At 57.4% G+C, this 26,137-nt stretch carries 21 protein-coding genes; 14 read left to right on the top strand and 7 right to left on the bottom strand.

Translation table 11 applies throughout. The annotated features are described in order from the left end of the window. Nucleotides 1-90: 90 nt before the first annotated feature. A complete protein-coding gene (locus tag BN873_RS13495) occupies nucleotides 91-1,293 on the bottom strand; it encodes a tyrosine-type recombinase/integrase (RefSeq protein WP_048674545.1) in 1,203 nt (400 codons plus the stop codon). A 177-nt stretch (nucleotides 1,294-1,470) separates the two neighbouring features. Between BN873_RS13495 and BN873_RS13490 the strand changes: the two genes are divergently transcribed. The 12 genes from BN873_RS13490 (at nucleotide 1,471) to BN873_RS13435 (ending at nucleotide 15,374) form a co-directional block, all read left to right on the top strand. Then, nucleotides 1,471-4,104: a PEP/pyruvate-binding domain-containing protein gene (locus tag BN873_RS13490; RefSeq protein ID WP_048674542.1), complete on the top strand. Its 2,634-nt coding sequence runs from the start codon at nucleotides 1,471-1,473 to the stop codon at nucleotides 4,102-4,104. Nucleotides 4,105-4,328: 224 nt separating this feature from the next. Continuing rightward, a complete protein-coding gene (locus BN873_RS13485; protein ID WP_048674540.1) occupies nucleotides 4,329-5,411 on the top strand; it encodes a DNA-binding protein in 1,083 nt (360 codons plus the stop codon). Nucleotides 5,412-5,542: 131 nt separating this feature from the next. After that, entirely contained in the window at nucleotides 5,543-7,417 is a 1,875-nt protein-coding gene (locus tag BN873_RS13480) for a thiamine pyrophosphate-dependent enzyme (protein ID WP_048674538.1), read from the top strand. Then, on the top strand, nucleotides 7,410-8,018 hold the full coding sequence (locus tag BN873_RS13475; protein ID WP_048674536.1) for an indolepyruvate oxidoreductase subunit beta: 609 nt from the start codon (nucleotides 7,410-7,412) through the stop codon (nucleotides 8,016-8,018). The genes BN873_RS13480 and BN873_RS13475 overlap by 8 nt, the downstream gene beginning before the upstream one ends. Before the next feature lie 54 nt (nucleotides 8,019-8,072). Then, nucleotides 8,073-9,215 (top strand): ABC transporter substrate-binding protein, encoded by a 1,143-nt coding sequence (locus BN873_RS13470; RefSeq protein WP_053085363.1) that lies wholly within the window; start codon nucleotides 8,073-8,075, stop codon nucleotides 9,213-9,215. Between the two features lie 15 nt (nucleotides 9,216-9,230). Next, nucleotides 9,231-10,106, top strand: coding sequence for a branched-chain amino acid ABC transporter permease (locus BN873_RS19935; RefSeq protein WP_048674534.1), 876 nt, complete (start codon nucleotides 9,231-9,233; stop codon nucleotides 10,104-10,106). 3 nt (nucleotides 10,107-10,109) lie between these two features. After that, on the top strand, nucleotides 10,110-11,075 hold the full coding sequence (locus BN873_RS19930) for a branched-chain amino acid ABC transporter permease (protein WP_048674531.1): 966 nt from the start codon (nucleotides 10,110-10,112) through the stop codon (nucleotides 11,073-11,075). 7 nt (nucleotides 11,076-11,082) lie between these two features. Then, nucleotides 11,083-11,886, top strand: coding sequence for an ABC transporter ATP-binding protein (locus BN873_RS13455; protein ID WP_048674529.1), 804 nt, complete (start codon nucleotides 11,083-11,085; stop codon nucleotides 11,884-11,886). Further along, complete coding sequence (locus BN873_RS13450; protein WP_082161289.1) at nucleotides 11,876-12,640, top strand: ABC transporter ATP-binding protein; 765 nt, start codon at nucleotides 11,876-11,878, stop codon at nucleotides 12,638-12,640. Before BN873_RS13455 ends, BN873_RS13450 begins: the two co-directional genes overlap by 11 nt. 12 nt (nucleotides 12,641-12,652) lie before the next feature. Next, on the top strand, nucleotides 12,653-13,321 hold the full coding sequence (locus tag BN873_RS18865) for a CBS domain-containing protein (protein WP_053085362.1): 669 nt from the start codon (nucleotides 12,653-12,655) through the stop codon (nucleotides 13,319-13,321). 33 nt (nucleotides 13,322-13,354) lie between these two features. Beyond that, complete coding sequence (locus tag BN873_RS13440; protein WP_048674526.1) at nucleotides 13,355-14,662, top strand: phenylacetate--CoA ligase family protein; 1,308 nt, start codon at nucleotides 13,355-13,357, stop codon at nucleotides 14,660-14,662. 16 nt (nucleotides 14,663-14,678) lie between these two features. Beyond that, on the top strand, nucleotides 14,679-15,374 hold the full coding sequence (locus BN873_RS13435; protein ID WP_048674523.1) for a DnaJ domain-containing protein: 696 nt from the start codon (nucleotides 14,679-14,681) through the stop codon (nucleotides 15,372-15,374). Between the two features lie 48 nt (nucleotides 15,375-15,422). Here the strand turns inward: BN873_RS13435 and BN873_RS13430 are convergent, their stop codons facing one another. Beyond that, nucleotides 15,423-16,538, bottom strand: coding sequence for a 3-deoxy-7-phosphoheptulonate synthase (locus BN873_RS13430; RefSeq protein WP_048674520.1), 1,116 nt, complete (start codon nucleotides 16,536-16,538; stop codon nucleotides 15,423-15,425). A gap of 135 nt (nucleotides 16,539-16,673) precedes the next feature. Between BN873_RS13430 and BN873_RS13425 the strand changes: the two genes are divergently transcribed. Next, the gene (locus BN873_RS13425) at nucleotides 16,674-18,053 is read left to right on the top strand and encodes an MATE family efflux transporter (RefSeq protein WP_048674517.1); all 1,380 of its coding nucleotides are present in this window, start codon (nucleotides 16,674-16,676) and stop codon (nucleotides 18,051-18,053) included. On the opposite strand, the gene serS is transcribed toward BN873_RS13425, so the two are convergent. Further along, nucleotides 18,004-19,287, bottom strand: a complete 1,284-nt coding sequence (gene serS / locus BN873_RS13420; RefSeq protein ID WP_048674514.1) for a serine--tRNA ligase — start codon at nucleotides 19,285-19,287, stop codon at nucleotides 18,004-18,006. The genes BN873_RS13425 and serS overlap by 50 nt on opposite strands. Before the next feature lie 157 nt (nucleotides 19,288-19,444). Then, nucleotides 19,445-20,650 carry a thiolase family protein gene (locus BN873_RS13415; RefSeq protein ID WP_048674511.1) on the bottom strand — a complete coding sequence of 402 codons (1,206 nt, stop codon included), beginning with the start codon at nucleotides 20,648-20,650 and terminating at the stop codon, nucleotides 19,445-19,447. Between the two features lie 369 nt (nucleotides 20,651-21,019). Between BN873_RS13415 and BN873_RS13410 the strand changes: the two genes are divergently transcribed. Beyond that, complete coding sequence (locus BN873_RS13410; protein WP_139031727.1) at nucleotides 21,020-22,606, top strand: HPr family phosphocarrier protein; 1,587 nt, start codon at nucleotides 21,020-21,022, stop codon at nucleotides 22,604-22,606. A 60-nt stretch (nucleotides 22,607-22,666) separates the two neighbouring features. Here BN873_RS13410 and BN873_RS13405 read toward each other — a convergent pair whose 3' ends face one another. From BN873_RS13405 to argH, 3 genes are all read right to left on the bottom strand, one after another. Then, nucleotides 22,667-23,995 (bottom strand): replication-associated recombination protein A, encoded by a 1,329-nt coding sequence (locus BN873_RS13405; protein ID WP_171820482.1) that lies wholly within the window; start codon nucleotides 23,993-23,995, stop codon nucleotides 22,667-22,669. Further along, nucleotides 23,985-24,602, bottom strand: coding sequence for an outer membrane lipoprotein periplasmic chaperone LolA (gene lolA, locus BN873_RS13400; RefSeq protein ID WP_048674500.1), 618 nt, complete (start codon nucleotides 24,600-24,602; stop codon nucleotides 23,985-23,987). Before lolA ends, BN873_RS13405 begins: the two co-directional genes overlap by 11 nt. A gap of 97 nt (nucleotides 24,603-24,699) precedes the next feature. Further along, the gene (argH, locus tag BN873_RS13395) at nucleotides 24,700-26,097 is read right to left on the bottom strand and encodes an argininosuccinate lyase (RefSeq protein ID WP_048674497.1); all 1,398 of its coding nucleotides are present in this window, start codon (nucleotides 26,095-26,097) and stop codon (nucleotides 24,700-24,702) included. Between the last annotated feature and the right edge of the window lie 40 nt (nucleotides 26,098-26,137).

Genomic DNA, 26,137 nt, shown 5'->3' with positions numbered 1-26,137 from the left:
TCACGCGCATCACGCAAACCGTTCAAGCCACAGGTCTTGATCCTTTTTATTGGATAACCCTCCTTCCGTCCGATCCGAAGCGGCCGGAGTTTACTCCTTGAGCCGGTGACGTTCCATGGTTTCGTGCCATTCCTTTTCTTCAGCGTGCAGGTATAAGCCCGTGGTGTCGATACGAGCGTGGCGGGCATTACGCTGTAAAAACTGAATTTCGATACCGGCATCGGCTTGATGGGTGATGCTGGTATGGCGGAACCAGTGGGTGGATGCGCGCCGCAGTTTTTCAGCCTGATAAGGATCATCCGCCTCCAGTCGATTTGCTGCTTTTGCAACTAATTCTTTGATGATCCGATAAATCATATTGTCACCAATGCCGCCGGTTCCCTTGAGATTCAATACCAACGGTGTAGCGTCATCCGGCGCGGGCATGGGTGATAAGCCGTAAAAGCGGCGGTAGTCGCGCAATGCGTGCAGCATGTCTTGGTTGACGGGAACTTGCGCTTCCTTGCGGCCTTTACCAATGACGCGCCACCACCAGCGCCCACGAATCTGCGTGAAGCTGCTCATGGTGTGGTTGGCGACTTCACTGACGCGGGGACCCAGCAGGTAGAGCAGGGCAAACAAATATTTCGCTCTGGCGTGATGTTGGCGGTCGCGCTCCTCATCGCGCGGCAGTTCCTCCACGGTCGCCAGCAGCGTTTGCCATTGATCGTGTTCCAGGAAGCGTTCCACCTGGCGTAGGGATTGCTGGTTCCGATTCCGGCGGCGGGCCAGGGCCAGTGGGTTACCGGCCAGATAACCGGCTTTGACCAGATAGCTGAACAGCGAATTGACGATGAGCATGGCGACCTTGCGGCTGGCGGGATTCAGCGGACCTAGAAACGGTCGCCAACGTGAGCTAAAGCGCGGCGCTTTCTGGCCACACCAGCGTTCACGCGGTTGGGGGTCAACGAGGAAGGTTTCGTAGAGGAGGCAGTCTTCACGGGTGAGGCTGGACAGTGGTTTGCCACGCTCCATCAGCGCCCAAAGCAGCAAACGCTCGGCTTCTTTACGGTAGTTGCGCAGGGTTTGTGGTGAGTCGTGAAATTCGGCGAGCCATGCCTGCACTGCTTGGAGATCGTTACTGGCCGCGAGTTGGCATACCACATCCGGGCCAGCACGATTGACGCCGACGCGGCCGTCAAGTTCATCGGGCAGGCGTAGCCGTTCCAGAGGCAAAGGAGGCGCCAGCGATGTTGGCGGTGAGCCAGGTTGACTTCGAGCAAACGCAATTGAGGGAGGAGAGGGTGTGGTCATAGCGGGTATCCCGGCACTGGGTTTTCTGGCTGGCGAATCATGTCCGCATTAAAGCACAAAGAACCGAAGGCAGCGTGGCAAGCCCAGGGATCGGTTATGATTTGCGTAGATGGAGTGATGCCGACTCCAAATTTCATAAAAAATGCCTGAGTTTTTTGATTTTTCTGGGAGAGCATGATGGCGGCGATTGACGCACAAGTCAGCACCGGGCTGGCGGGACTGGATCGAGTTTTTCGGGGGATCATGGCCGGCGATAATATCGTTTGGCAAGTGGACAGCATTGATGATTATCGACCGTTGGTTGAGCCGTTCTGCCAGTATGCCCGCGAACGAGGCCGCAAGCTGGTGTATTTCCACTTCGCCCGCCATCAACCCCTGGTGGCGGAAGGGCCGGGTGTGGAGATGCAGGTGCTCGATCCTGGTGACGGGTTTGAGCCGTTCCTAAGCGCGATTCATAAGACCATTGAACAATCCGGGCGTGGCGCTTATTACGTCTTTGATTGTCTCTCCGATCTAGTGGCCGATTGGTACAGTGACCAGATGCTGGGCAATTTTTTCATGCTAACCTGCCCGTATCTCTATGATCTGGAAACGATTGCCTATTTTGCGCTGATGCGCGGCCACCATTCTTTTCACGCCACCGCACCGATTCTCGATACCACTCAGTTATTCAGCGATATTTATCGGCATCAGAACGAGTTATATGTCCAGCCGTTGAAGGTGCAGCAACGCTATTCCCCAACCATGCATTTGTTGCATGTTTGGCGCAACGAAGAATTTGTGCCCGTCACGGACAGTGTGACCATTTCGCAAATCCTGACGCTGTTCCCCTGGTCGGGGTTGAAAGCCAACGATCCCCGACTCGATATCTGGAACCGCACTTTCCTGGAAGTCGAGGAAGTGGTGACCGCGGAACGTGAGAATGTGCCGATGGTCGGTTTGAGCCGTGATCTGTTGCAGCGCACGTTGCGCATGACCGTATCGCGGGATGAGCGGGTCATGCGGCTGGCGGAACGCTATCTCAGCCTGAGCGACATTCTGGCGATCAAGGCGCGGATGATTGGCACCGGTCTGATCGGTGGCAAGGCAGTGGGAGTGATTCTGGCGCGGGCGATTCTGAAACGAACCGATGCGCGTTGGCGAGATTTGCTAGAGATTCACGATTCCTTCTTCATCGGCTCCGATGTGTTTTACAGCTATCTGGTGCGTAACGGTTGCTGGTGGGTGCGGGACAAGCAGAAAAGCCCAGCGACGTTCCTGGATGGCGCGGAAACTGCACGGCGGCGCATCCTGCGCGGCGATTTTCCAGATTATGTGATGCAGCAGTTTTCCGACATGCTGGATTACTTCGGCCAGTCACCGATCATCGTCCGTTCCAGCAGCTTGCTGGAAGACAATTTCGGCAACGCCTTCGCAGGCAAGTACGACAGCGTGTTTTGTGTGAATCAGGGACCGCGCGAGAAGCGGCTGGATGATTTGCTCTCAGCGATCCGAACCATCTACGCCAGCACGATGAGCGAGCGAGCACTGATGTATCGGGTGCGGCGCGGCCTGCTGGATCGTGACGAGCAGATGGGCCTGTTGGTGCAGCGGGTGTCTGGCGCCCAGCACGGGAATTTGTTCTACCCGCATATCGCTGGGGTAGGTCTCTCGTTCAATCCTTACGTGTGGAGCGAACAAATTGACCCCGCCATGGGCATGGTGCGGTTGGTGATGGGGCTGGGCACGCGGGCGGTGGATCGGTCGGATGACGACTACACGCGGGTGGTGTCGTTGAGCGATCCCGAACGGCGCCCGGAGAGTAATTTCGATAGCGTGCGCCAGTATGCTCAGAAGCGGATTGATGTGCTGGATCTGGAAGCCAATCAGCTTTCCACCCGGCAGTTTGCGGATGTGGCCCGGCAAAGCCCGGATTTGCCACTGAAAATGGTGGCAGCGGTGGATGATGAATTGGAGCAACGGGCGCGTGAGCGCGGAATGCAGAACGTATTTCCGTGGGTGCTGACCTTTGAGGAATTGCTGCGCAATACGCCGTTCGTGCGCGATATGCGCGATCTCCTGACCATCTTGCAGCAGGCTTACGATTATCCAGTTGATGTTGAATTTACGGCTAATTTTGTCGATGAGACACGCTATAAGATCGATTTAGTCCAATGTCGACCGTTCCAGGTGCGCGAGGCGGGCACTATCGCTAATCCACCGGCGCGGATCGAACCGGAGCGGCTGGTTTTGGAAGCGCATGGGGCGGTGATTGGCCATAGCCGGATCGGCACCATCGACCGGCTGATTTATGTAGCGCCAGCGGTTTATGGGCAATTACCGCTCAACGAGCGGCACCAGATTGCCCGGCTGATTGGGCAGATCACGCGCTTACGTGGACCCAACGCAGCGAAGTCCTTGATGCTGATCGGGCCGGGTCGCTGGGGAACGACTTCGCCGGAATTGGGCGTGCCGGTGCGGTTTGCAGAAATCAATAATGCAGCGGTGCTGTGCGAGCTGGTGGTGATGCACGAGGGCCTGGTGCCGGATGTATCGCTTGGCACGCATTTCTTCAGTGATTTGGTGGAAACCGATATTTTGTATCTGGCGGTTTTTCCGCAACGGCAGGATAACCGATTGAGCGAAGACTTTTTTGAGCAACAGCCCAATCGGTTGGCTGAATTGTTGCCGAACGCGGCGAACTGGGCTGAATGTGTGCGGGTGATTGATTTGCCGAATGATCAATGCCGGATGCTGTTGCGATTGAACGCCAACACGCTTAAACAGGCGGTGCTTTGTTATTTGGAAGCGCCTGGGGCGGTGGAATCCTAAATCTTCGATTTTCATCAGTTGCGATTCCCGCCATTTTGTTGATAGCTCATCGCAGAACGGCGGGTTTGGCAGCACTTTTAGGTCAATTTTTAGAGAAAATGCAATTCATGATTATGAGAATAATCTTGAATTTTTCTTTATTTTAGGTAAAAAAATACATGTTATGTAATGATTTATTAATGGTAAAATTACTAATCCAAAATAATCATTACGGATTTTTCTCTATGGCTCGTACCGGTATCACCTTCGAAGACGTTCACGCCGCTGCCGAATCTCTATTGGGTCGCGGTCTGAATCCCACCATCCAGCGCGTGCGCGAAGTCCTGGGTACAGGCAGCAACACCACCATCAGTGAACACTTAAAAAATTGGCAACAACAATTGGCCCAGGCGCCAAAGATCGTACTCCCACCGACCGTTCCCGAAGCCGTCGCGCTCGCCTTGGATACGTTCTGGAAAATTGCCGTGCAGCACGCCGAAGCAGCTTTTGATGAACAGCGCACGCGAGCCGCTCAAGCAGCAGCGGCAGCCGAACAGGCACGCGACGCCGCCATAAGCGAACAGCGGCAAATCCAAGCCGAAATCGAACAACTGCGCCGTCAACTTGAAACCGCTCAAACCACCGCCCGCGATTTCGCCGACCGTTTGTTGGTCGAACAAGAACGCCGTGCCAATGCTGAAATGGCTATCCAAGCAGCCGAACAACGGGTTCAAGCCGCCAACGATGCACTGGATCAAATCCGCGCCGAAACTGCCGCGCGCGTCGTCCAACTGGAGACTATGCTCCAACAAACCCGCACCGATGCCGAAAAACAACTAACCGATGCCCAGCAGCGTTTTGAAGCGGAAAAACAGCGCGCCGCTGCTAGCGAAGCGCGGTTGGCTAATCTATTGGACCAACTGCGTGCTGAACAGACGACCGAACGTCAGAACTTTGCCCATGAACGCCAGGCGTGGCGCCAGCATGAGGCGGACTGGCGCGAACAACAGAAATTACAATCTACTGAAAATATTCAACTAAAAGCCAATCTAGCAGTTTTCGAAGAGCAGCGAAATGCAATAGGCGTTGAACTAGAGCAAACTCGTCTTGCCCTCGAAAAAGCGCAAACTGACCATCTGGCAACGGTGCGCGAGGCCGAAGCGCTACGGGGCGAGTTAAAGGTTGTGCTGGCAGAGCGGGAACGACTGCAACCAGAACGTCAGATCAATCCATCACCCAACCTACCCGATGCCGATGCGCCGACTCATGCGCAGCGCTCCTCCTCACTGCGTAAGCCTCGCGCAAAACGCGCAAAACCTGTTGAGTAGTAAGGATAGCTGCTACCATTTATTTCATTAATCTCATTAGAAATGTCGTATCACTCACACCATGAGCCAGTAGCGGGTCGCGTTTAAAGCCCGCTGGCCACCGATCAGGATCAACGAGGTCTGCACTGATTATGAATGCCGTGGTTCAAGCCCAGGCCGAAAGCCGCCATCTCCTATCCGGTAATGAAGCGGTGGCTCGCGCCGCCTGGGAAGCCGGTGTCCGGGTTGCCGCTGCTTATCCCGGCACACCCGCCACCGAAATTCTCGAAAATATCGCGCTGTATCCTGATATTCATTCCGAATGGTCGGTCAACGAAAAAGTGGCGGTAGAAGTTGCTATCGGTGCTTCCCTGGCCGGATCGCGCGCGCTGGCGGCGATGAAACACGTCGGTATGAATGTCGCCTCCGATGCCTTCATGACCCAATCGCTGGCCGGTGTGGTCGGTGGCCTGGTCATCGTGGTGGCCGATGATGTCGGTTTGTCCTCCTCGCAAAACGAACAGGATTCCCGCTACTGGGGCCGCTTCGGCCACATGCCGGTGCTGGAACCGGCCGATTCTCAAGAAGCCTACGAGATGGTCAAGCGCGCTTTCGCCTTGTCCGAGGCATACGAAACGCCGGTGATCCTGCGCATGACCACCCGCGTTTGCCATGTCAAAGCCATGGTTACGGTCGAAGGCGACCGCATCGAACATCGCGCCGCCGGCTTTCAGAAAAACCCCCAGCGCTGGGTGATGACCCCGGCCAACGCCAAACCACGCCTGCCGGTGATGCACGAGCGCGACCAGCAACTGCGCACATTGAGCGAAACCAGCGATCTCAACATCGCGTTTTCCGGCAGTGACCGCCGGGTGGGCTTCATCACCTCCGGCCCCGCGTTCATGCACATCCGCGAGACCTTCCCCAACGCACCGGTGCTCAAGCTCGGCTTCAGCCACCCAGCCCCGCTCGACCAAATCCGTACCTTCGCCGCCGAAGTGGATACGCTGGTGGTGGTCGAGGAAACCGAACCGCTGCTGGAAACCGAAATCCGCGCCGCCGGTCTGGCGGTGCGTGGCAAGGATATTCTGCCGCGTTTTGGCGAGTTGGCCCCCAGCGTGTTGCGTCCCGCCATCAAAGCCCTGTTAGGCGAACCCTATGAAGTGGCGACGCGCGCCCCAAGCAAGGTGTTTCCACGCCCGCCGACCATGTGCGCCTCCTGCCCGCACCTTGGCCCCTACTTCGCCCTCTCCCACATTCGCAACCTCAACATCATTGGCGACATCGGTTGCTACACTCTCGGCGCGGGCCATCCGTGGAACGCGCTGGATACCTGTATCAGCATGGGCGCGTCGCTCAGCATGGCCCACGGCATGGACAAAGGCCGGGGCGAGTCCGATGAGAAGAAAAGCATCGTCGCGGTCATCGGCGATTCGACCTTCCTGCACATGGGAATGCAGGGCCTACTCAATATGATCTACAACCGGGGTAACGTTACCGTGTTGCTGCTGGATAATCGCTCGGTCGGCATGACCGGCGGTCAGGAAAATCCCGGCACCGGCCAGGATTTACACGGCTTGCCCGCGCCACGGCTGGATTTTGCCAAGCTGGTCGAAGCCTTGGGCGTGCGTCCCGAACGCATCCGCATGGTTGATCCCTACCAACTGCCGGTCATGGTCAAGCTGGTGCGGGAAGAAACCAAGATGGAAGAGCCGTCGGTCATCATCACCAACCGCCCCTGCTCGCTCACCGACCGCTTTGAACACCTGAAGCCCTATACCGTCATTGACGATAAATGCACCGGTTGCGGTAACTGCATCGACCTCGGCTGCCCGGCGATCTCCGTCGCCCGCCGCGAAACCGTCACCGCCAAAAGCGGCAAGAGCAAGGAATTAGTTTTCGCCAGTATCGATAGCAATGCCTGCACCGGTTGCCACATGTGCGTCGAGACCTGCGCGCCCGATGCCATCATCCAACCGCAGCCGACCATAAAAGATCGCGTCATTCGGATTCAGCCCCATGCTTGAAGGCGTCACCAACATTCTCGTAGTCGGCATCGGCGGCCAAGGCGTGATGACGGCCGCTGAAATGCTGGCCCGCACCGCGCTCAGTCAAGGCTACGATGTCAAGAAAACCGAAGTCGCCGGTATGGCCCAGCGCGGCGGCGTCGTCTCCTCCCATGTCCGTTTCGGCCCCAAAGTCTACTCGCCACAGATCGACCCCGGCGAAGCCGATTTGCTGATCGGTTTTGAAGTCGCCGAAAGCCTGCGCTGGCTCTCGTACTTGCGGCCTACGGGCGTGGCCATGGTGAACACCTTGCGCATCGCCCCACCAGTCGTTTCGGTGGGCCTCTACGACTATCCCGCCGATCCCATCGGCGAACTGGCCGCGACTGGCATTGAAGTCCATGCCTTCGACGCCGGCGCAATTGCCGAGCAACTAGGCAATCTCAAATTAGTGAACACCATCATGCTCGGCGCCATCAGCGAGCACTTACCCTTCCCCGCTGATGTGCTCAAAACCAACATCGTCGATGGCTTCCGCGCCTATAAACCCAAACTGGCGGATGTGAATGCTAAAGCGTTCGATGCCGGGCGTGAGGCGGGCCATATCAAGGCGGTTTCCTAAACTATTGAGTGGCTTAACCCTTGTTGGACAGATAAGCCCAAAGGAGAAGAGACAATGAAGGCTAGTTGGTGGAAAACCTTTTTAGTATCAACCTTGCTATGGGCAGGCGTAAACCTCGCCCAAGCCGCCGATCCGATCAAAATCGGCTCGTTCCTCACCGTCACCGGCCCCGCCTCGTTCCTGGGCGATCCTGAATTGAAGACCTTGCAGATGTATGTTGAGGAAATCAACGCCAAGGGTGGCGTCAAAGGCCGCAAAATCGAACTGATCCACTACGACACCGGCGGCGACGCCAAGGATGCCGTCAGCTTCGTCAAGCGGCTGATCAAAAGTGACAAGGTGGACCTCCTGATCGGTGGCACCACCACGGGCGATACCATGGCGGTCGTTCCCGACGTTGAAAAGGAAGGCATTCCCTTCATTTCGCTGGCGGGTGCGGTGGAAATCATTGAACCGGTTAAAAAATGGGCCTTCAAAACCCCGCACACCGACCGCATGGCTGCCGCCAAAATCTTTACAGATTTACGCAAGCGCGGGTTGAGTAAAATCGCGCTGATCACTGGCGATGGCGGCTTCGATAAATCTGGCCGCACCCAGATTCTCAAGCTGGCCCCTGAATACGGCATGACGCTGGTCGCCGATGAATCCTACGGCAACAAAGACACCGATATGACCGCGCAGTTGGCCAAGATTCGCGCAGCGGGTGCGGAAGCCATCATCAACTTCGGCCTCGGCCAGGCCCCGGCCATCGTGACTAAGAACATCAAGCAACTGGGGATCACCTTGCCGGTTTATCAATCGCACGGCGTCGCCTCCAAAACCTTCATTGATCTGGCCGGCGATGCGGCGGAAGGCATCCGCCTACCAGCGGCGGCCCTGGTGGTGGCCGAACAGCTACCGGATACCGACCCTCAAAAACCGGTATTACTCGCTTATAAAACCAAATACGAAGCCAAGCATGGCCCCGTTTCGACCTTTGGCGGCCATGCCTACGACGGCTTGCTGATCGCCGTCGCCGCGTTGGAACGAGCAGGCAGCGCCGATAAAACCAAGGTGCGCGATGCCATCGAGCAAACCAAAGGGCTGATCGGCACCGCTGGCGTCTTCAACATGACGCCTGAAGACCACATGGGCTTGAACGTGGACGCTTTCAAATTGCTGGAAGTCCACAACGGCGCTTGGCGGATCGTCGAATAAGCGCCCGCGCCGCTCATGCCTGAGCTGTTATTGCAGTTTCTGGTCACCGGCATCACGGTCGGTTCGCTTTACGCCTTGGTCGGCTTGGGCTTTGCCCTGATTTACAACGCCTCCGATGTCGTAAATTTCGCCCAGGGTGAATTCGTGATGCTGGGGGCAATGACCGCCATCGCCCTGCTCAACGCTGGAATGCCGCTACTGCTGGCGGCGATCATTGCTACCAGTCTGACCGTTCTGGTCGGGCTGCTGCTGGAGCGTTTCGCCATCGAACCGGCCGCCGGCGCCTCGGTGGTGACCACCATCATCATCACCATTGGCGCGGCGATTTTCCTGCGCGGCGTCGCCTTGTTGCTCTGGGGCAAGGATTTCCACGCCCTCCCCCCCTTTAGCGGCGAGGCGCCCATCCGGCTGGGCGGTGCTACCGTGTTGCCGCAAAGTCTCTGGGTACTCGGCGTCACCGTGGCATTGGTGCTACTGGTCCGCGTTTTCCTCAACCGCACCTTGCTCGGTAAGGCGCTGTTGGCCTGCTCTTTCAATCGCACTGCGGCCCAAGCGGTCGGCATCAACGTCAAGGCCATGCTGCGGTTGGCCTACGGCCTGTCCGCCGGGCTGGGCGCGCTGGCCGGTATCCTCATCGCACCTATCACCTTCAGCTCCTACGAAGCCGGTGTCATGCTTGGCCTCAAGGGCTTTTCCGCCGCTATCGTCGGCGGTATTGGCAACCCGATGGGCGCGGTTGCTGGCGGTTTGTTGCTGGGCGTCTTGGAAGCCTTGGGCGCGGGGCTGGTGTCCTCCGGCTACAAGGATGCCATCGCCTTTCTATTCGTGCTGATGGTGCTATTTTTTGAGCCGACCGGCCTGTTCGGCCATAAAGCGGCGGAGCGGGTCTGACTCATGCGGCTGGCTGGTTTTTATCTGTTTGCGCTCGGCGTGGCGTTGCTCCCGATTCTGTTTCCCGATAACTATTTCGTTATCGTGGTCGGCGCATCGGCTGGCCTGCACGTCATTCTGGCGGTTGGCCTCAATTTGCTGATGGGCTACGCGGGCCAAATTTCTCTGGGTCATGCCGCCTTTTTCGGCATGGGCGCTTACGCCTCGGCGATTTTGACCACCCGCTTCGGCTGGCCTTCTTTGCTGGCTCTCGCTGCCGGTCTTTTGGCGACTGGTGCGCTCGCTTGGTTATTCGCTCGGCCGATTTTGCGTCTACGTGGTCACTATCTGGCGATGGCAACCCTCGGTTTCGGCGTCATCGTCCACGTCATCCTGGTGCAGGCCACCCAGTGGACCGGCGGCCCAGATGGCCTATCCGGCATTCCTGCACTGAATCTGCTGGGCTGGCGGGTAGACGGCGACGAACAATGGTACGGCGTCATCATGGCCGCCATGCTGCTGGTGGTCTGGTTGACGCTGAATCTCGTCGATTCCCAAGTGGGCCGCGCTCTGCGCGCCGTGCACGGTTCCGAATTCGCCGCGCAAATGATGGGGGTCGATACCGGTCGCGCCAAAACTCAGGTGTTCGTCATCTCCGCCCTGTTCGCTGCCTTCGCCGGTAGTTTGTTCGCCCATCAGCAAGCCTTTGTCAGCCCAGATTCCTTCAATCTGACGGTTTCAGTCGAACTGGTCACCATGGTGGTGCTGGGCGGTCTGGCTTCGACCTTCGGCGCAGTCTGCGGCGCCATCGCCCTAACCCTGCTGCAACAGGGCTTGGTGGTGTTTGAAGATTACGAGATGCTGATTCACGGTGCCTTACTAATGGCGGTGATGATTTTTATGCCGCAGGGGCTATTTGTCGGCTTGAGTCAAGCAGCCCGCCGTGTGAGGCATAGGCTGAAGCGCCGTCAACCTCTACCGTCCACTTGATGCAGCCATGACCGCCCTCTCCTCAGCCCTGCTGCCTTCACCTTTGCTGGCCGTGACGGGGCTGGAACAAAGCTTTGGCGGCGTGATGGCCTTAGCCGGCGTCAGTTTCCAAGTGGCGGAAGGGTTGATCTACGCTGTCATTGGCCCCAACGGCGCCGGTAAAACCACGCTATTCAACGCCCTATGTGGTTTTTACCAACCTTCGGCCGGGTCGATTCGCTTCGCTGATCAGGAATTGCTGGGCCTGCCGCCGCACCGCATCGCCGCGCGCGGCATCGCCCGCACCTTCCAAAACCTGCAATTATTTTTCAACATGACCGTGGTCGAAAATGTCATGGTCGGCTGCCATTTGCGCGCTCGCACCCACCTGTTGGCCGCTGCGTTACGCTTGCCTTGGGTACAGCGACAGGAGCAGCAGTTACGGGAGTGGGCCATTGCAGCACTGGAATTATGCGAGTTGGCCGACCGCGCTGGCCAGCCAGCCGGCTCCCTGCCCTATGGTCTGATGAAGCGGGTCGAAATCGCCCGCGCGCTGGCCGCCAAACCCCGACTGTTGCTGCTCGATGAACCTGCTGCGGGCCTCAACGACACCGAAACCATGGCCTTGCGCGATTTGATCGGCCGCATCCGCGCCAACGGCGTTACCGTGCTACTGGTCGAACACCACATGCCACTCGTGATGGGCGTTTCCGACCGCTTGCTGGTGCTGGATTACGGCAGCGTGCTGGCTGAAGGTGCGCCAGCCGATATTCAAGCCGACCCGCGTGTGGTCGCTGCTTATTTAGGTGGAGCGGTCAATTATGCCGTCTGATCCGCCCCTTACCTCTGACCCCACGCCGGCTCCGGGCGCGGCAAGTTTGCTTGAAGTCACCGGACTGAGTAGCTACTACGGGCCGGTGCGCGCCATCCAGCAGATTGACTTGCGCGTCAGCGCGGGTGAATTGGTCGCCATCGTTGGCGGCAACGGCGCGGGTAAAACCACCCTGCTTCATGCTCTGTCTGGCCTGCAATCCGCCAGCGCCGGGCAAATTCGGTTCGATGGCCAAGACATCACCCGCTGGTCACCGCATCGCATCGTTGCTGCGGGTATCTGTCAAGTGCTAGAAGGCCGTCAGGTGTTCGCCCCGCTCAGCGTCGCGGATAATCTACGGCTAGGCGCTTACCGTCAGCACGGCGATCCGGTTTGGCTACGAGAAACGCAAGAGTGGGTCTATACATTGTTCCCGATTCTTGCCGAACGTCGCCGCCAACCCGCCGGCACCCTATCCGGCGGCCAGCAGCAAATGCTCGCCATTGGCCGCGCCCTGCTCGGCCGTCCGCGCCTGTTGCTGCTCGACGAACCCTCGATGGGCCTGGCGCCGCTGCTGGTCGAGGAAATCTTCCGGGTCATCGTCGAATTAAACGGTCGCGGTGTCACCATTCTACTCGTTGAACAGAACGCCCGTGCGGCTCTGGCTATCGCCGGGCGTGGTTATATTCTCGAAACCGGCCGCATCGCCAAAACCGCCCCAGCGGCGGAACTACTGGCTGATGACGACGTGCGGCGGGCTTATCTGGGTTACTAACGGAGGCAAATCATGTACGTGGATCGGATCATGACCCGTGAGGTGGTACAGGTCGCCGAGGACGCCCGCGTCACCCAACTGGCGGCGCTGATGCGGGATCGCCATATCCGCCATCTGCCGGTGGTGCGCGAGGGTCATTTGATCGGACTCATCACGTCCCACGATCTCGAACGAGTGGGGCCTTCACCGGTCACTACGCTCTCGGTGGGTGAAGCCAACTATCTGTTAGGCAAGCTGACCGCTGCCAAGGTGATGCGCCCCAAGGTCATTACCTGCACTCCCGATACGCTGGTCGAAGAAGCCGCCCGCCTGCTGCGGCAGGAAAAAATCGGCTGCCTGCCAGTGGTCGAAGGCGGCGGAAAACTGGTGGGCATCCTCACCCACGAGGATTTGCTGGATTTCTTCCTCGACATCACCGGTTGCCTAGCGGAAGACACCACCCGAATCGCCGTCCATTTGCCAGACACCATTGGCCAACTGGGGCGGTTTCTGACCGCGATCAACGACGCGGGTGGCTATATCGCCACGGTTGTCTCACCGGTGCATCCCGATCAAACCGGCCTGCGGATCGTGGTCGTGCGCTATCGGGCCGCCGATCCCCATGCCCTGAACCGACACTTACGCGATCTCGGCTACGACCTGCTAACGGAAACCTTCCCGGCCACCGGCCCCATGGTCTGATCTTTTTTCTTAATCACGAACCTGAGACCCACCATGATCCTCGACACCGAACAAGAAACCCTGCCCCGTGAGGAATTGCAGGCGTTACAAGTACGCCGACTGCGTGCAACCGTTGAGCGTTGCTATCAAACGATCAAATACTACCGGGACGCCATGGATGAATTGGGTGTTAAACCCCATCACTTGAAATCTGTGGCCGATGTTCAACTACTCCCGTTCACCAAAAAAGAAAACCTGCGTGAGAACTATCCGTTCGGCATGTTCGCGGTGCCGACCGATCAGGTGGTGCGCATCCATGCCTCCAGCGGCACCACCGGCAAGCCCACCGTGGTCGGCTACACCCGTCGCGATATCCGCACTTGGGCGCGGGTCATGGCGCGCAGCCTAGCCGCCGCCGGCTTGCGGGCTGGGGATCGGTTACACAACGCCTACGGCTATGGCCTATTTACCGGTGGTTTGGGCTTCCATTACGGTGCGGAAGAACTGGGCGTCATGGTTACACCGATCTCCGGTGGCCAGACTCAGCGCCAGATCATGCTGATCCAGGATTTCGAGCCAACGGGCCTGTCCTGCACGCCCTCCTATGCCCTCAACCTCGCCGAAGCAGCGGCGGACATGAATATCGATTTGCGCAAGCTGCCGCTCAAAGTCGGTGTTTTTGGTGCGGAGCCATGGACCGAGGAAATGCGCTACGAATTGGAATCACGCCTTGGCATTGACGCTGTGGATATTTACGGCCTGTCCGAGGTCATCGGCCCCGGCGTCGCCACCGAGTGCATTGAAGCCAAAAATGGCCTGCATGTTTTCGAGGATCATTTTTTAGTCGAAGCCGTCGATGTGGACACCGGCCAACCGATTCCTTACGGCGAACCTGGCGAGATCGTCATTACCTCGCTCACCAAGGAAGCGTTTCCCGTTCTTCGCTACCGCACCCGCGATGTATCAATCCTTGACCCCGCACCTTGCCGCTGTGGCCGCACCCATGTCCGCATGAAGCGCGTTACCGGCCGCACTGACGATATGTTGATCATTCGCGGCGTTAATGTCTTCCCGTCCCAAGTTGAAGCGATTCTTATGCAAACGGAAACGCTGACTCCGTTTTATCAGCTTGAAATCACCCGGGAAGGCAATCTCGATCTATTGACGGTCAACGTCGAAGGCAGCCCGCCGCTGGTCGCGCAAGGCCCGGTCGCCATGGAGCGAGTTGGGCATAAGGCTCAGAAAGATATCAAAGATTTTATCGGTGTAACCGCTCAGGTTGTGGTCAAGCGTACTGGCGAATTGCCCCGCTCTGAGGGGAAAGCGGTGCGAGTGGTTGATCATCGCAAAAAACAGAAATAACCAGGATTATCGTTTGATGCTAATCCGTGGCGTACTGGTGATTCTTATATTGATCGGTGGCTACTTTTTTATCCGCCGTTTGCGCCGTGTGCCTGGAACTAAGCTATGGCCGCGTGGCGTTGCGGTGCTGGGGGGAATATGCGGTTTGCTAATCTTGATACCTGGGGGCATGGAAATGGCCGTGCCGCTGTTCATTGTCCTTGTACCCTTCTTATTGAAGCGGTTCGGTGCTAAAACCCTTTTCCCACTCGCTGGGAACGCCGATCAGGCTCATTCTTTAATGAGCACCCGCTTTCTCCAGATCAGGGTCGAGCAGGGAACTGGTGCGATCTCTGGGATAGTCCGTGAAGGGCGATTTGTGGGATGCCAACTGCAAAATCTTACTCTTCAGCAGAACCTGGATTTATGGCGCCAGTGCCAAGCGGATCTGCGATCTCTTGCAGTGCTGGAGGCGTATTTAGACCAACGGATGGGCCTGTCATGGCGCGAGCAGTTGCAAGAAAGTGAGCGGCGACAGTCCGCTTCGGACAGGCAACCCAGCAACATGACGCCGGCGGAAGCTTACGAAATTCTGGGTTTGGCGGCTGGGGCAAAACGCGATGAAATCCAAGCCGCCTATCGGCGATTAATCCAGCGATTACATCCAGATCAGGGTGGTAGTGCCTATCTGGCGGCTTGTTTGAATCGAGCGCGTGATGTGTTGCTGGGCTGATGGGTGTTTATAATCAAAGAAGATGGTATAAATGGCCTGATGAAACCATCATAAACCGTACCGTTCTGCCAAGGCTTGGCGTTTTTCGTAGCACACTCGCGCAGCCGCAACGTCGTCCAGAAACCAACTCAACTCGCTCAGCAGCATAGCCTGGGGGCCATCGACCAGCGCTTTCGCCGGTGCTGGGTGAAAATCGACCAACACAAGATTGGCACCGGCCACTACCCCTTGCGCCGTGGCGTGCATCAAGTCGTAAAGACCATCCGGCGCCCGTTCCCGCGAACCGACCGAATGCGACGGATCGACACACACCGGCATTCGGGTTAGCCGCTTGAGAACGGGTACATGGCTGAAATCCACCAGATTACGATGTGGATCGCCCATATTGGTTTTCACCCCACGCAGACAGAACACCACTTTGGAATTGCCTTCACTGGCCAAATATTCCGCAGCGTTCAGCGATTCGTTCAAGGTGATGCCGAAACCGCGTTTGAACAAGACTGGAAACGCCTGCTGCTGCCCAACCGCTTTCAGCAACTCGAAATTCTGCGTATTACGGGTACCGATTTGCAGCATCACGCCGGTGGGTTGGCCGGTTTGCTCCAAACATTCCTGAATCTCCTCCACATGGCGTTCGTGGGTCACTTCCATAGCGATGACCTTGATGCCGTATTTTCCAGCCAACTCGAAAACATAAGGCAAACAAGTTTTCTCATGACCCTGGAATGAATAGGGATTGGTGCGGGGCTTGTAAGCACCCATTCGAGTACAAACCTGGCCATGCTCACGCAAGGCTTTCATCATCAATTCCACATGTTCAGGCGTATCCACCGCGCATAAGCCAGCGAACACGTTCAGGTTATCCTGGCTGAACACAACGCCGTTGTAATCGAAGCCGCTGATACGTTGCTCGTCCCGGTGGCGCCCGAGAATGCGGTACTCTTCTGAAATGCGCACGACGCGCTCCACGCCCGGTAGCGCGCCGATCTCTTCAGCAGAGAGCGTTTTGGTATCACCGATCAGGTAAATCTCGGTCAATGCCTGTTGCGCCCCTTCCACCTTGTGGACGCGGGTGCTGATTCCCGGCAAGCGCGACAGATAAGCGAGCGCGTGCTGATACTCTTGGGAATGCTCCGTAATATTGGAATCCAAAATGACAATCATGGCCTTACCTGTTCCCGGACGTGAAAGTGAAAGTGAAAGAAATGTGCGATTGACCGTTGCGCCGGTTTTTCAAAGGAGGGTCATACTACCATTCTCTGTCCGGGAAACCAGCCTTGCAAAGGTGGGCCGTCGTTCATGACTGAGCTTTCCCTCGTGCCCCGCCTACGCACCGAGATCGCTGCATTTCTGCGCGTCGGTGGACCCCTCATCGCGGCGCAGGTGGCGCAAATGGCGATGGGATTTTTCGATACGCTGATGGTGGGTCGCGTCGGGCCGGTTGAATTGGCGGCGGTCGCTATCGGCACCGGTTTATGGCATACCCTGTTCTTGTTTGCGCTGGGTATCCTGATGGCGCTTAGCCCATCGGTGGCCCATTTGCACGGCGCCGGGCAAAGCGGCCGGATTGCGCCATTGGTCCGACAAGCGCTTTGGCTCGCTCTTCTGTTGGGAATTATATGTTTCATAGCTCTGCGTCATTTGGAACCACTGCTGGTAACTTTTGGGATCGAACCGACCATCATCCCCATCACCAGCGAGTATCTCCACGCCCTGTCGTGGGGGATGTTTCCTGTATTCGTATTCATGGCCCTGCGACTCTTCAGCGAAGGCATTGCCAGAACCCGTCCTATTCTGCTGGTTAGCGTATTGGCGCTGGCTGTCAACATCGTTGCCAATTACGCCCTGATCTTCGGGCATTGGGGTTTTCCGGCCTGGGGGGCTTTCGGCTGTGGCGTGGCTACCGCACTCGGCATGTGGGCCGGCTTGGTGACGATGCTCGTCATTTTAAGGGTTGATGATCGCTATCGATTTTATGCCCTGTTTCAACAATGGGATTGGCCGAACTGGCGAGAGCTGCGGCCATTACTGATCTTGGGTTTGCCGATAGGCATAGGCTTGTTTTTGGAAACCGGTGTTTTTGCCGCAGTCGCACTGCTGTTGGGAACTCTGGGCGCGACCGCCGCCGCCGCCCATCAGGTTGCCCTCAATGTCGCGGCGATGACCTTTATGGTGCCTTTGGGCTTGAGCATGGCCACGACGGTGCGGGTGGGACAAGCCCTCGGCCGCAATGATCCGCGTGCCGCGCGTTTTAGCGGCTTGACCGGTATTGGGCTGTGTGGCTTATTTATGGCGCTGATGGCGCTGGCGATGGCCCTGATTCGCCATGAGATTGCCGGCTGGTATACCCGCGATACGGCGGTAGCAATGTTAGCGGCCAGCTTGCTACAACTGGCCGCGCTGTTTCAGATATCCGACGGGTTACAGGTCGGTGCGCTAGGCGCGTTACGCGGCTTGAAGGATACTCGTCTGCCGATGCTGATCGTGTTGGTCGCCTATTGGGTGCTCGCCTTCCCGCTCGGCTGGCTATTCGGAATCCGGTGGCAGCTAGGGCCAGCCGGACCCTGGATCGGTTTGATCATCGGCTTATCTTCGGCGGCACTCCTATTGAATCTGCGGTTTTGGCAGCTTAGCGCCCGTCTGGTACGAGATAATCCAGGCCACCCAAATAAGGTTTAAGGGCTTCAGGAACCCGAATTCGACCACGCTCATCCTGATAGTTTTCCATCACCGCGACCAACGTCCGCCCCACCGCAAGCCCGGAACCGTTCAATGTGTGGGCCAACTCTGGTTTACCGCTGGCCGGATTGCGCCAACGCGCTTGCAGGCGCCGTGCTTGAAAATCCTCGAAGTTGCTGCACGATGAAATTTCTCGATATTTCTGCTGGCCTGGCAACCACACTTCCAGATCGTAGGTTTTCGCTGAGGAAAAACCCAAGTCGCCCGCGCACAATGCCACGACGCGATAAGGTAATTCGAGCCGTTGCAGGACCTTTTCCGCATGGCCGGTCAGTTCCTCCAGCGCCGCGTAAGAATCCGCCGGCCGCACGATTTGGACGAGTTCCACCTTCTCAAATTGGTGCTGGCGGATCATGCCTCGAACGTCCTTGCCATAAGAACCGGCTTCGCTGCGAAAGCACGGCGTGTGCGCGACATAGCGCAACGGCAACCGCTCGGTTTCCAGAATGGCGCCACGTACCAGGTTGGTGACCGGCACCTCGGCAGTGGGAATCAGGTAGTAATTGGCCTCTCCGCTCAGCTTGAACAGATCGGCCTCGAATTTCGGCAGTTGGCCGGTGCCGCGCAAGCTGTCGGCATTGACTAAATAAGGCACGTAGACTTCCCGATAGCCATGTTCTTGCGTATGCAGATCCAGCATGAACTGGATCAGTGCGCGGTGCAGACGCGCCAACTGACCTTGGATCACTACAAAGCGAGCACCGGTTAGCTGAGAACCTAGCTCAAAATCCAGCCCGCCTTCCGCCCCCAGATCGACATGATCGCGCGCTACGAACTCAAGCGGACGTGGTTCACCCCAGCGGCGAATTTCAGCGTTGTCAGCATCGCTGGTGCCATCTGGGACGCTTGAGTGCGGTAGGTTTGGAATGCTCAGTTGTAGCACATTCAGTTGTGTCTGCACGTTCTCTAAAGCGCTTTCTGCTTGCTTCAGTTCGTCACCAAGAGAAGCGACATCATCCAGTAGCGGCTGAATCGGCTGCCCAGCGGCTTTGGCTTGGCCGATGGCTTTCGAGCGGGTGTTGCGCGTGTTTTGCAATTCTTGTGCGCGAATCTGCAAAGCTTTCCGCTGCCCTTCCAAGGCGTTGATCGATCCAGTGTCTAGTGCATAGCCACGTCGGGCTAACACGGTGGCGGTCTGCTCTAGCTCGCCTCGCAGCAGTTTTGGGTCCAGCATGTCGGGTATTCTCGGTCCAGGGTAACGAATTGTGCGGTGGCGGATTATAGCGGATCGTGGGGTTTGAGAGTGGGGTCTTGAAGGAGAGATGATGATATAAAACAGGCTAAATAATAAGGCGGCCCGTAGGCCGCCAAATTTACATACCAGCGCTAAATTAGATCGCGCGTGTCCAGAGTGACGCCATGGCGGGACCGGTACCGACGCACAGCGAAGCGCCGCCGGTGGTCTTGCCTTGCCGCTCCAGCTCGTAGTACAGGCTAACCACGATGCGTAAGCCGGTAGAACCCACCGGATGACCCAGCGCAATACCCGAACCGTTGAAATTGCAATTATCTGGAGTCAGATTCATGCCGTGATCTTGCTTCAGCATCCGGCCGACGCCCAGCCATTGCGCTGCAAAGGCCTCATTGACTTCCCAATAATCGATATCCTCGAACTTCATATTGGCTTGCTTGAGCGCCTTGGGAATCGCCACAGCCGGGCCAAGCCCCATGATGACAGGATCGATACCGGCGTTGCAGATACTTACCAGTTTCATCAACGGCTTGATGCCCATGGCCTTGGCCTTGTCCAGAGACATGATCACCACCGCACTGGCACCATCATTGATGCTGGAGGCATTAGCAGCTGTTACCACACCGTCTTTTTTGAAAGGCGTGGGCAACTTGGCCATCTTATCCATACTGGCATCAGGAATGAAATTCTCGTCGTTTTCAAAGAAGGTCGAGCCTTTCTTGGACTTCATTTCTACTGGAGCAATTTCACGCTTGAACACACCATCCGCAGTCGCCTTGGTGCAACGGCTATGGCTGATCAGCGCCAGTTCATCGCATTCCTGCCGGGTGATTCCGTACTTGGCGGCGACATTTTCAGCGGTAATCGCCATATGGCCGTTTGCCAGTTCGTCAAACAGGCCGTCATGAATCATGCTGTCTTCAATATTACCCTGCCCCATCCGATAACCCATACGGGCCTTGGGCAGAAGGTAAGGAGCATTGGTCATACTCTCGACACCGACCACCAGGCCGATTTCGGTTTGGCCCAACATGATGTTATGGCAGGCGATTTCCAGAGCGCGCATCCCAGAGGTACAATTCTGGTTGACGGAAACAGCACTGCTGTAATGCGGCAAGCCGACGCGCATACTGACCTGACGAGCCGGCAAGGAACCCTGCATTCCGGTATAAAGCTGGCCCATGCAAATCTCATCGATCTGGTCAGCAGGCACCCCAGACCGCTCGATGGCACTCTTGGCGGCCGTTATCGCCAGTTCACGCGCCGGCACATCCTTCAGAGTACCCATAAATTTGCCAATCGCCGTCCGGGCGCCGCTAACAATTACGACTTCTTTGAGTGCCATCTGTTACTCCTCGAGAGATTTATGTGGTTTGGTTTGACTTGATCCGTCCCGGACCCTGGTATTGGAGTTCCTTGTTGATGCTCCGATGCCGTCCTGGCTAGCGTCGCATGAGTGTGTTTGAAAAGTAAAGCCTATCTTTAGCGTATGTCAATTGTTCTTCCCACATTTCAGGATGCCGAGCGCTAATAACACACCGGCTCTAGGCAGGCATTTTAGACACAATCCAAGAATTATGATGATATAAAAAGGTGATCAATACAATCTTTCCGCCTGGCAATTTTACCCGCTTTATTGAGCAAAACCGCATAGTGTTACATCGTAATTTCCGGTATGTTGGAGCACTTCAAGCTCAAGCGGCGGAGTAACGCTGTGCTGCGTCACGAATTTCAATCGACTAAGGACCACCCGGCAAGCCACACCACCCCGGTCCTCATCGATAATGAGCAGTTTATTGTCCTGATCACCGAGCGTGCCGCCAAGCTGCTATGGATCGCTCGCCTGCTGGCAGAGCGCAGTCCACAACCGATTTCGCTCTCTCGTCCGCTGATTATCGATGTCCTGTCCCAAGCTTTGCAAACTGAAGAATTGCTGGATGCCTACGGGGCACGGAACAACCGCCAGTGGTGTCGCTTTCGGTCGCTGGTGGCGGCCATCAAGCTGTTTGCCAATGTCACTTACGAACTGTTCCATATCCACCATTGCCTACCTTCCTATCGTTTATTACCCATTGAGCGGGATTTTCCCGGAGCCACTGCGCGTTGCCTTAAGATCACCCACAAGGTTTTGGTCAGGACGGCGAAGTGGCTACTACTACACGCGACAGATTTAGGACTCGCCATTCCCGCCACAACAGGTTGGACGGAAAATTATACCGAGCATCTACCCGCCGGCCGCCTACCCCGCGACCGTTCAGCCCGAAGAATCAAAAGTGCGGCGGAAACAGCCACTCATCTCGCCACCGCTTATCTGAATCTGGCGGCTAAAAGCGAATTGTTGAACAGCGTCGAGAAAATTCAACCCAAGGACTATCCGACCTGTTTCCCCGACCCGATCAGCGAAGAAAGTCTTCGCTATTTGAAAGTGGGATTTCACTGTCTTCAGTCCCTTTACGACACCTATGTTTCTGAAACTGAAATCGAATATCTGGACGACGATCTCCCCACCCTGCGTGGCCACATCAGCGTCGTCTTCCGTTTGTTGGAAATCGCAACCTATTTGATCCACTACTACGAGCGCCATCTCAACGTGCATACCGGGGATTCCACGTTGCGACGCAAACCGGTCATTGCGCTCAAAACGCTGTTATCCATCCTAATGAACTACGCCATCGCATTCGCCGGGCTGTATCTGACATGTGGCCGCTGTCTTTGCCACACCATGCTCAAGCATTATGCGGAAACCGGCCGAATCGACGTACCTGTCCCGTCTTACCGGGGGTTCCACGTTCGCCCCTCAACCCTCGTCGCGCGCATCGTGCGGCACTATGGGAGTGAGGTCATCATGGAGTTGGATGGTCAACCTTACGATGCCGGAACACCGATGGACATTTTTCGAGCCAACGAAAAGATCAACGCACATAAGCGGCATTGGTTGGTGTCGGAGATTGCCCGCCTGCCGCTGCCTCAGACCCCGCTCAGCGACAACGAAACCCGTGCCGCCGTACTCGATATCATTGTCAGGCTGGCACAGCAAAGCAAGCTCATCGTTTATCAACAACCTCTGCAACTATCCGAGGAGTTCAACAAAGACGGCATCCTGCTCGAAACCGTGGTCAAGGAAATCGCCAGATTGCAGGCGACCGGCCAGTTGGATATCAAGACGGACCTGAATATTGCCTTCGTCGGCGACAAGCGGGTCTTGAAAGATCTTGAACTGCTGGCCAACTCCGGCTATGGCGAAGATTACTTCGGCAACAACATCGCTCTGCCGAAGGAACTGGCTTATCTGCGCAGATAGTGCTCGGTCCAACAGCGACGCCAGACCCCTTGGAAGACCGCCGACCCAGATTTTTTCAGGCTAGCGATAGCGCCGCCGACCGCTCTGGCGATCCAACTCCCGCAACCGTTCCAATTTCTCGCCGATCCGCCCTTCCAGCCCGCTAGCCGTTGGTCGATAGTAACGAGCCTCGCGCAACACCTCTGGAAAGTAACATTCGCCGGCGGCGTAAGTACCCGGCTCATCGTGAGGATAACGATAATCTTCGCCGTGTCCTAGCTCGCGGGCCAACGGCGTAGGGGCATTGCGCAAGTGAGCCGGCACCTCCAAAGTACCATGACGCGCTACATCGCGGCGGGCGGCGGCGAAAGCGGTATAGACCGCGTTGCTTTTCGGCGCTACCGCCAGATAGACCACCGCCTGAGCAATGGCCAGTTCGCCTTCCGGGCTACCCATCCGCTCCTGCGCCGCCCAGGCATTCAAGGCCAGTTGCAAAGCGCGCGGGTCGGCATTGCCGATGTCTTCACTGGCCATGCGGGCGACTCGGCGGGCGATGTAGAGCGGATCACAACCACCATCCAGCATCCGGGCCAGCCAATAGAGCGCCGCATCCGGGCTGCTGCCGCGCACCGCCTTGTGCAAGGCCGAGATCTGATCGTAGAACAAATCACCGCCCCGGTCGAAGAGCCGCCCGGCCCCATCACTCATCACCTCGGTTAACGCGGACTCCAGCGTGATATCCCGCGCCTGGGCCAGCTCCGCTGCCAGTTCCAGCCAAATCAAGGCACGCCGGGCATCGCCATCGGCCGCGTGCGCAAGTTGGGCCTGCGCAATCTCGGTCAGCGACCAGCGGTCGGCCAATCCCCGCTGCGGATCGTGTAGCGCCCGCACGATCACCTGTTGGATGGCAACGGCGTCCAAGCTGCCAAGTGCATACACGCGCACCCGCGACAGCAGCGCGTTATTGAGAGCAAACCCAGGATTTTCCGTGGTTGCTCCAATGAAGGTCAGGGTGCCATCCTCGACGTAGGGGAGAAAGGCATCTTGTTGGGCTTTGTTAAAGCGATACACCTCATCGACGAACAGCACGGTACGCCGCGCTTCGGCACGCCAAAGCGCTTGCGCCTGCTCCACCGCCATCCGAATCTCGCGGACACCGGCCATCACCGCCGAGAGACGGATGAATTCGGCCTGACAGGCGTTGGCCAACAGCTCCGCCAGCGTCGTTTTGCCGGTACCGGGTGGCCCCCACAGGACCATGGAATGCGGTTGGCCCCGCTCAATGGCCACCCGCAACGGTTTACCCGGCGCCAACAGATGATCTTGGCCAACAAATTCATTGAGATGGCGCGGCCGCAACCGGTCGGCTAGCGGCCGCAAGGAGTCGGTGCTGACCCCCTTATCCGGCATCGCCGACCACATCCACGCCGGGAGGTGGCGTAAATTTCAACAGCGCCGGATCGAGCGGCGGGTTGCGCTCCAACTTCTGGAAATCCAGCCGGGTGCGCTGCCCGAAACCGTCCTCCATTTCCAAACTGACCAACAACTCGCCCTTGAAGCCAACGCGCAACAACCGAAATTCCGGTTGCGGCTGTTTGGGCGTCAGGTCGTACCAGGTCAGTCCTTCGGCCTGGCGTGCCATGCCGATGTCAAACGTCTCTTCAAGCGGCACCTCGCCGGTCAACAGCGCCAGTGGCGTAGAGCTTAAGGCTTTATCCAATTTGCGTACTGTGACTTGCGCTAAGCCGACATCGTAAGCCCACAAGCGCGCGCCATCAGCAACGATGATCTGTTCAGCAGGCGCGCGATAATCCCAGCGAAACTTACCGGGCTTTTGCATTAACATCCGGCCGCTGGCGCTCTGCATCACCCGCGCCCGGTCGTCGTAGACCGACTGGCTGAAATCGGCCCGCAGCGAACGGAGTTCTTGGAAGTAGCGCTGTACCTGCGACGGGGCTGCCCAAGCCGGCGACACCAACAACAGGCCCAGCACCAGCGATAACAATTGGCGGATCAAGGGACGCTCCCAAAGTTAAAGTTGCCAAACATAGACCACGCCGCGCCGAGTCGTTCCATTGGGCCTTTCCAAACAACGCAGATCACCACAGATGGCATTATTCAGTCTCAGCCAGCCATTGTTGTGCCGCCGCCGCCGCCGCTCGCACCCGCGCCGGGGCGGTGCCGCCCAACACATTGCGGGCCGCCACCGAACCTTCCAAAGACAGAACGTCGAATACATCGTTCTCGATCAATGGCGAAAAATGCTGCAATTCCGCCAGGCTCATCTCAGCCAGATCGCGCCCGGTCTCGACCCCCAACCGCACCGCCTTACCCACCACCTCATGCGCATCACGAAACGGCAGCCCTTTGCACACCAGATAATCGGCCAAATCAGTTGCGGTAGCGAAGCCGCGCCGGGCCGCTTGCAGCATAATTTCACGCTTCGGCCGCAGCGCTGGCACCATATCGGCGAACACGCGCAGACAGCCGAGCACAGTATCCACCGTATCGAACAGCGGCTCCTTGTCTTCCTGATTGTCTTTGTTGTAAGCCAAGGGCTGACTCTTCATCAAGGTCAACAAAGCAATCAAATGCCCATTGACTCGCCCCACCTTGCCGCGCACTAATTCGGGCACATCCGGGTTTTTCTTCTGCGGCATAATCGACGAGCCGGTACAAAATCGATCCGGCAAATCAATGAAGTCGAATTGCGCCGAAGACCATAGCACCAGTTCCTCAGACATCCGCGACAGATGCGTGAGGAGAATGGCCGCAGCAGCGGCGAATTCGATGGCGAAATCGCGGTCGCTCACCGCGTCCAGCGAATTGGCGGTCGGCGCGTCAAAGCCCAACAACTGAGCGGTATAGTCCCGATCCAACGGATAGCTGGTTCCTGCCAGCGCCGCCGCACCCAGTGGCATGATATTGACCCGTTTCCGGCAATCGGCCAAGCGGGCGCCATCACGTTTCAGCATCTCAAACCAGGCCAGCAGGTGATGGCCGAAAGTGACCGGCTGGGCGACTTGCAAATGTGTAAAACCCGGCATGATGGTCGCCGCCTCTTGGGCTGCCAACGCGACCAGGCCACCTTGCAACCGTTTGAGTTCCATTCCAATGGCGTCAATCGCATCGCGCAGATACAGGCGAATATCGGTGGCAACCTGATCGTTGCGCGAGCGTCCGGTGTGCAAGCGCTTGCCGGCGGCACCGATCCGCTCGGTCAGCCGCGCCTCAATGTTCATGTGGACATCTTCCAGCGCCACGGACCACTCAAAGTCGCTGCGCTCGATTTCAGCGCGAATCTCCGTTAGGCCGGCAATAATCGCCGCACAATCCGCCTCGGTCAGCACCCCGATCCGCGTCAACATGCGGGCGTGGGCGATGGAACCCGCGATGTCCTGCCGGTACATTCGGCGGTCGAACTCGACCGAGGCGGTAAACGCCGCAACGAAGGCATCGGTGCTTTCGGTGAATCGCCCGCCCCAGCTCTTATTGGTTTGCTGATCGTTCATCAGTTATTCTTTGAATTATCATCGTGAAAATTTAAGGAAC

The organism is Candidatus Competibacter denitrificans Run_A_D11 (genome assembly GCF_001051235.1).
In the GTDB taxonomy this organism is placed as follows: Bacteria; Pseudomonadota; Gammaproteobacteria; order Competibacterales; family Competibacteraceae; genus Competibacter_A; species Competibacter_A denitrificans.
Note: the sequence above shows the minus strand (reverse complement) of the source record. Positions and strands in the feature narration are given on the sequence as shown.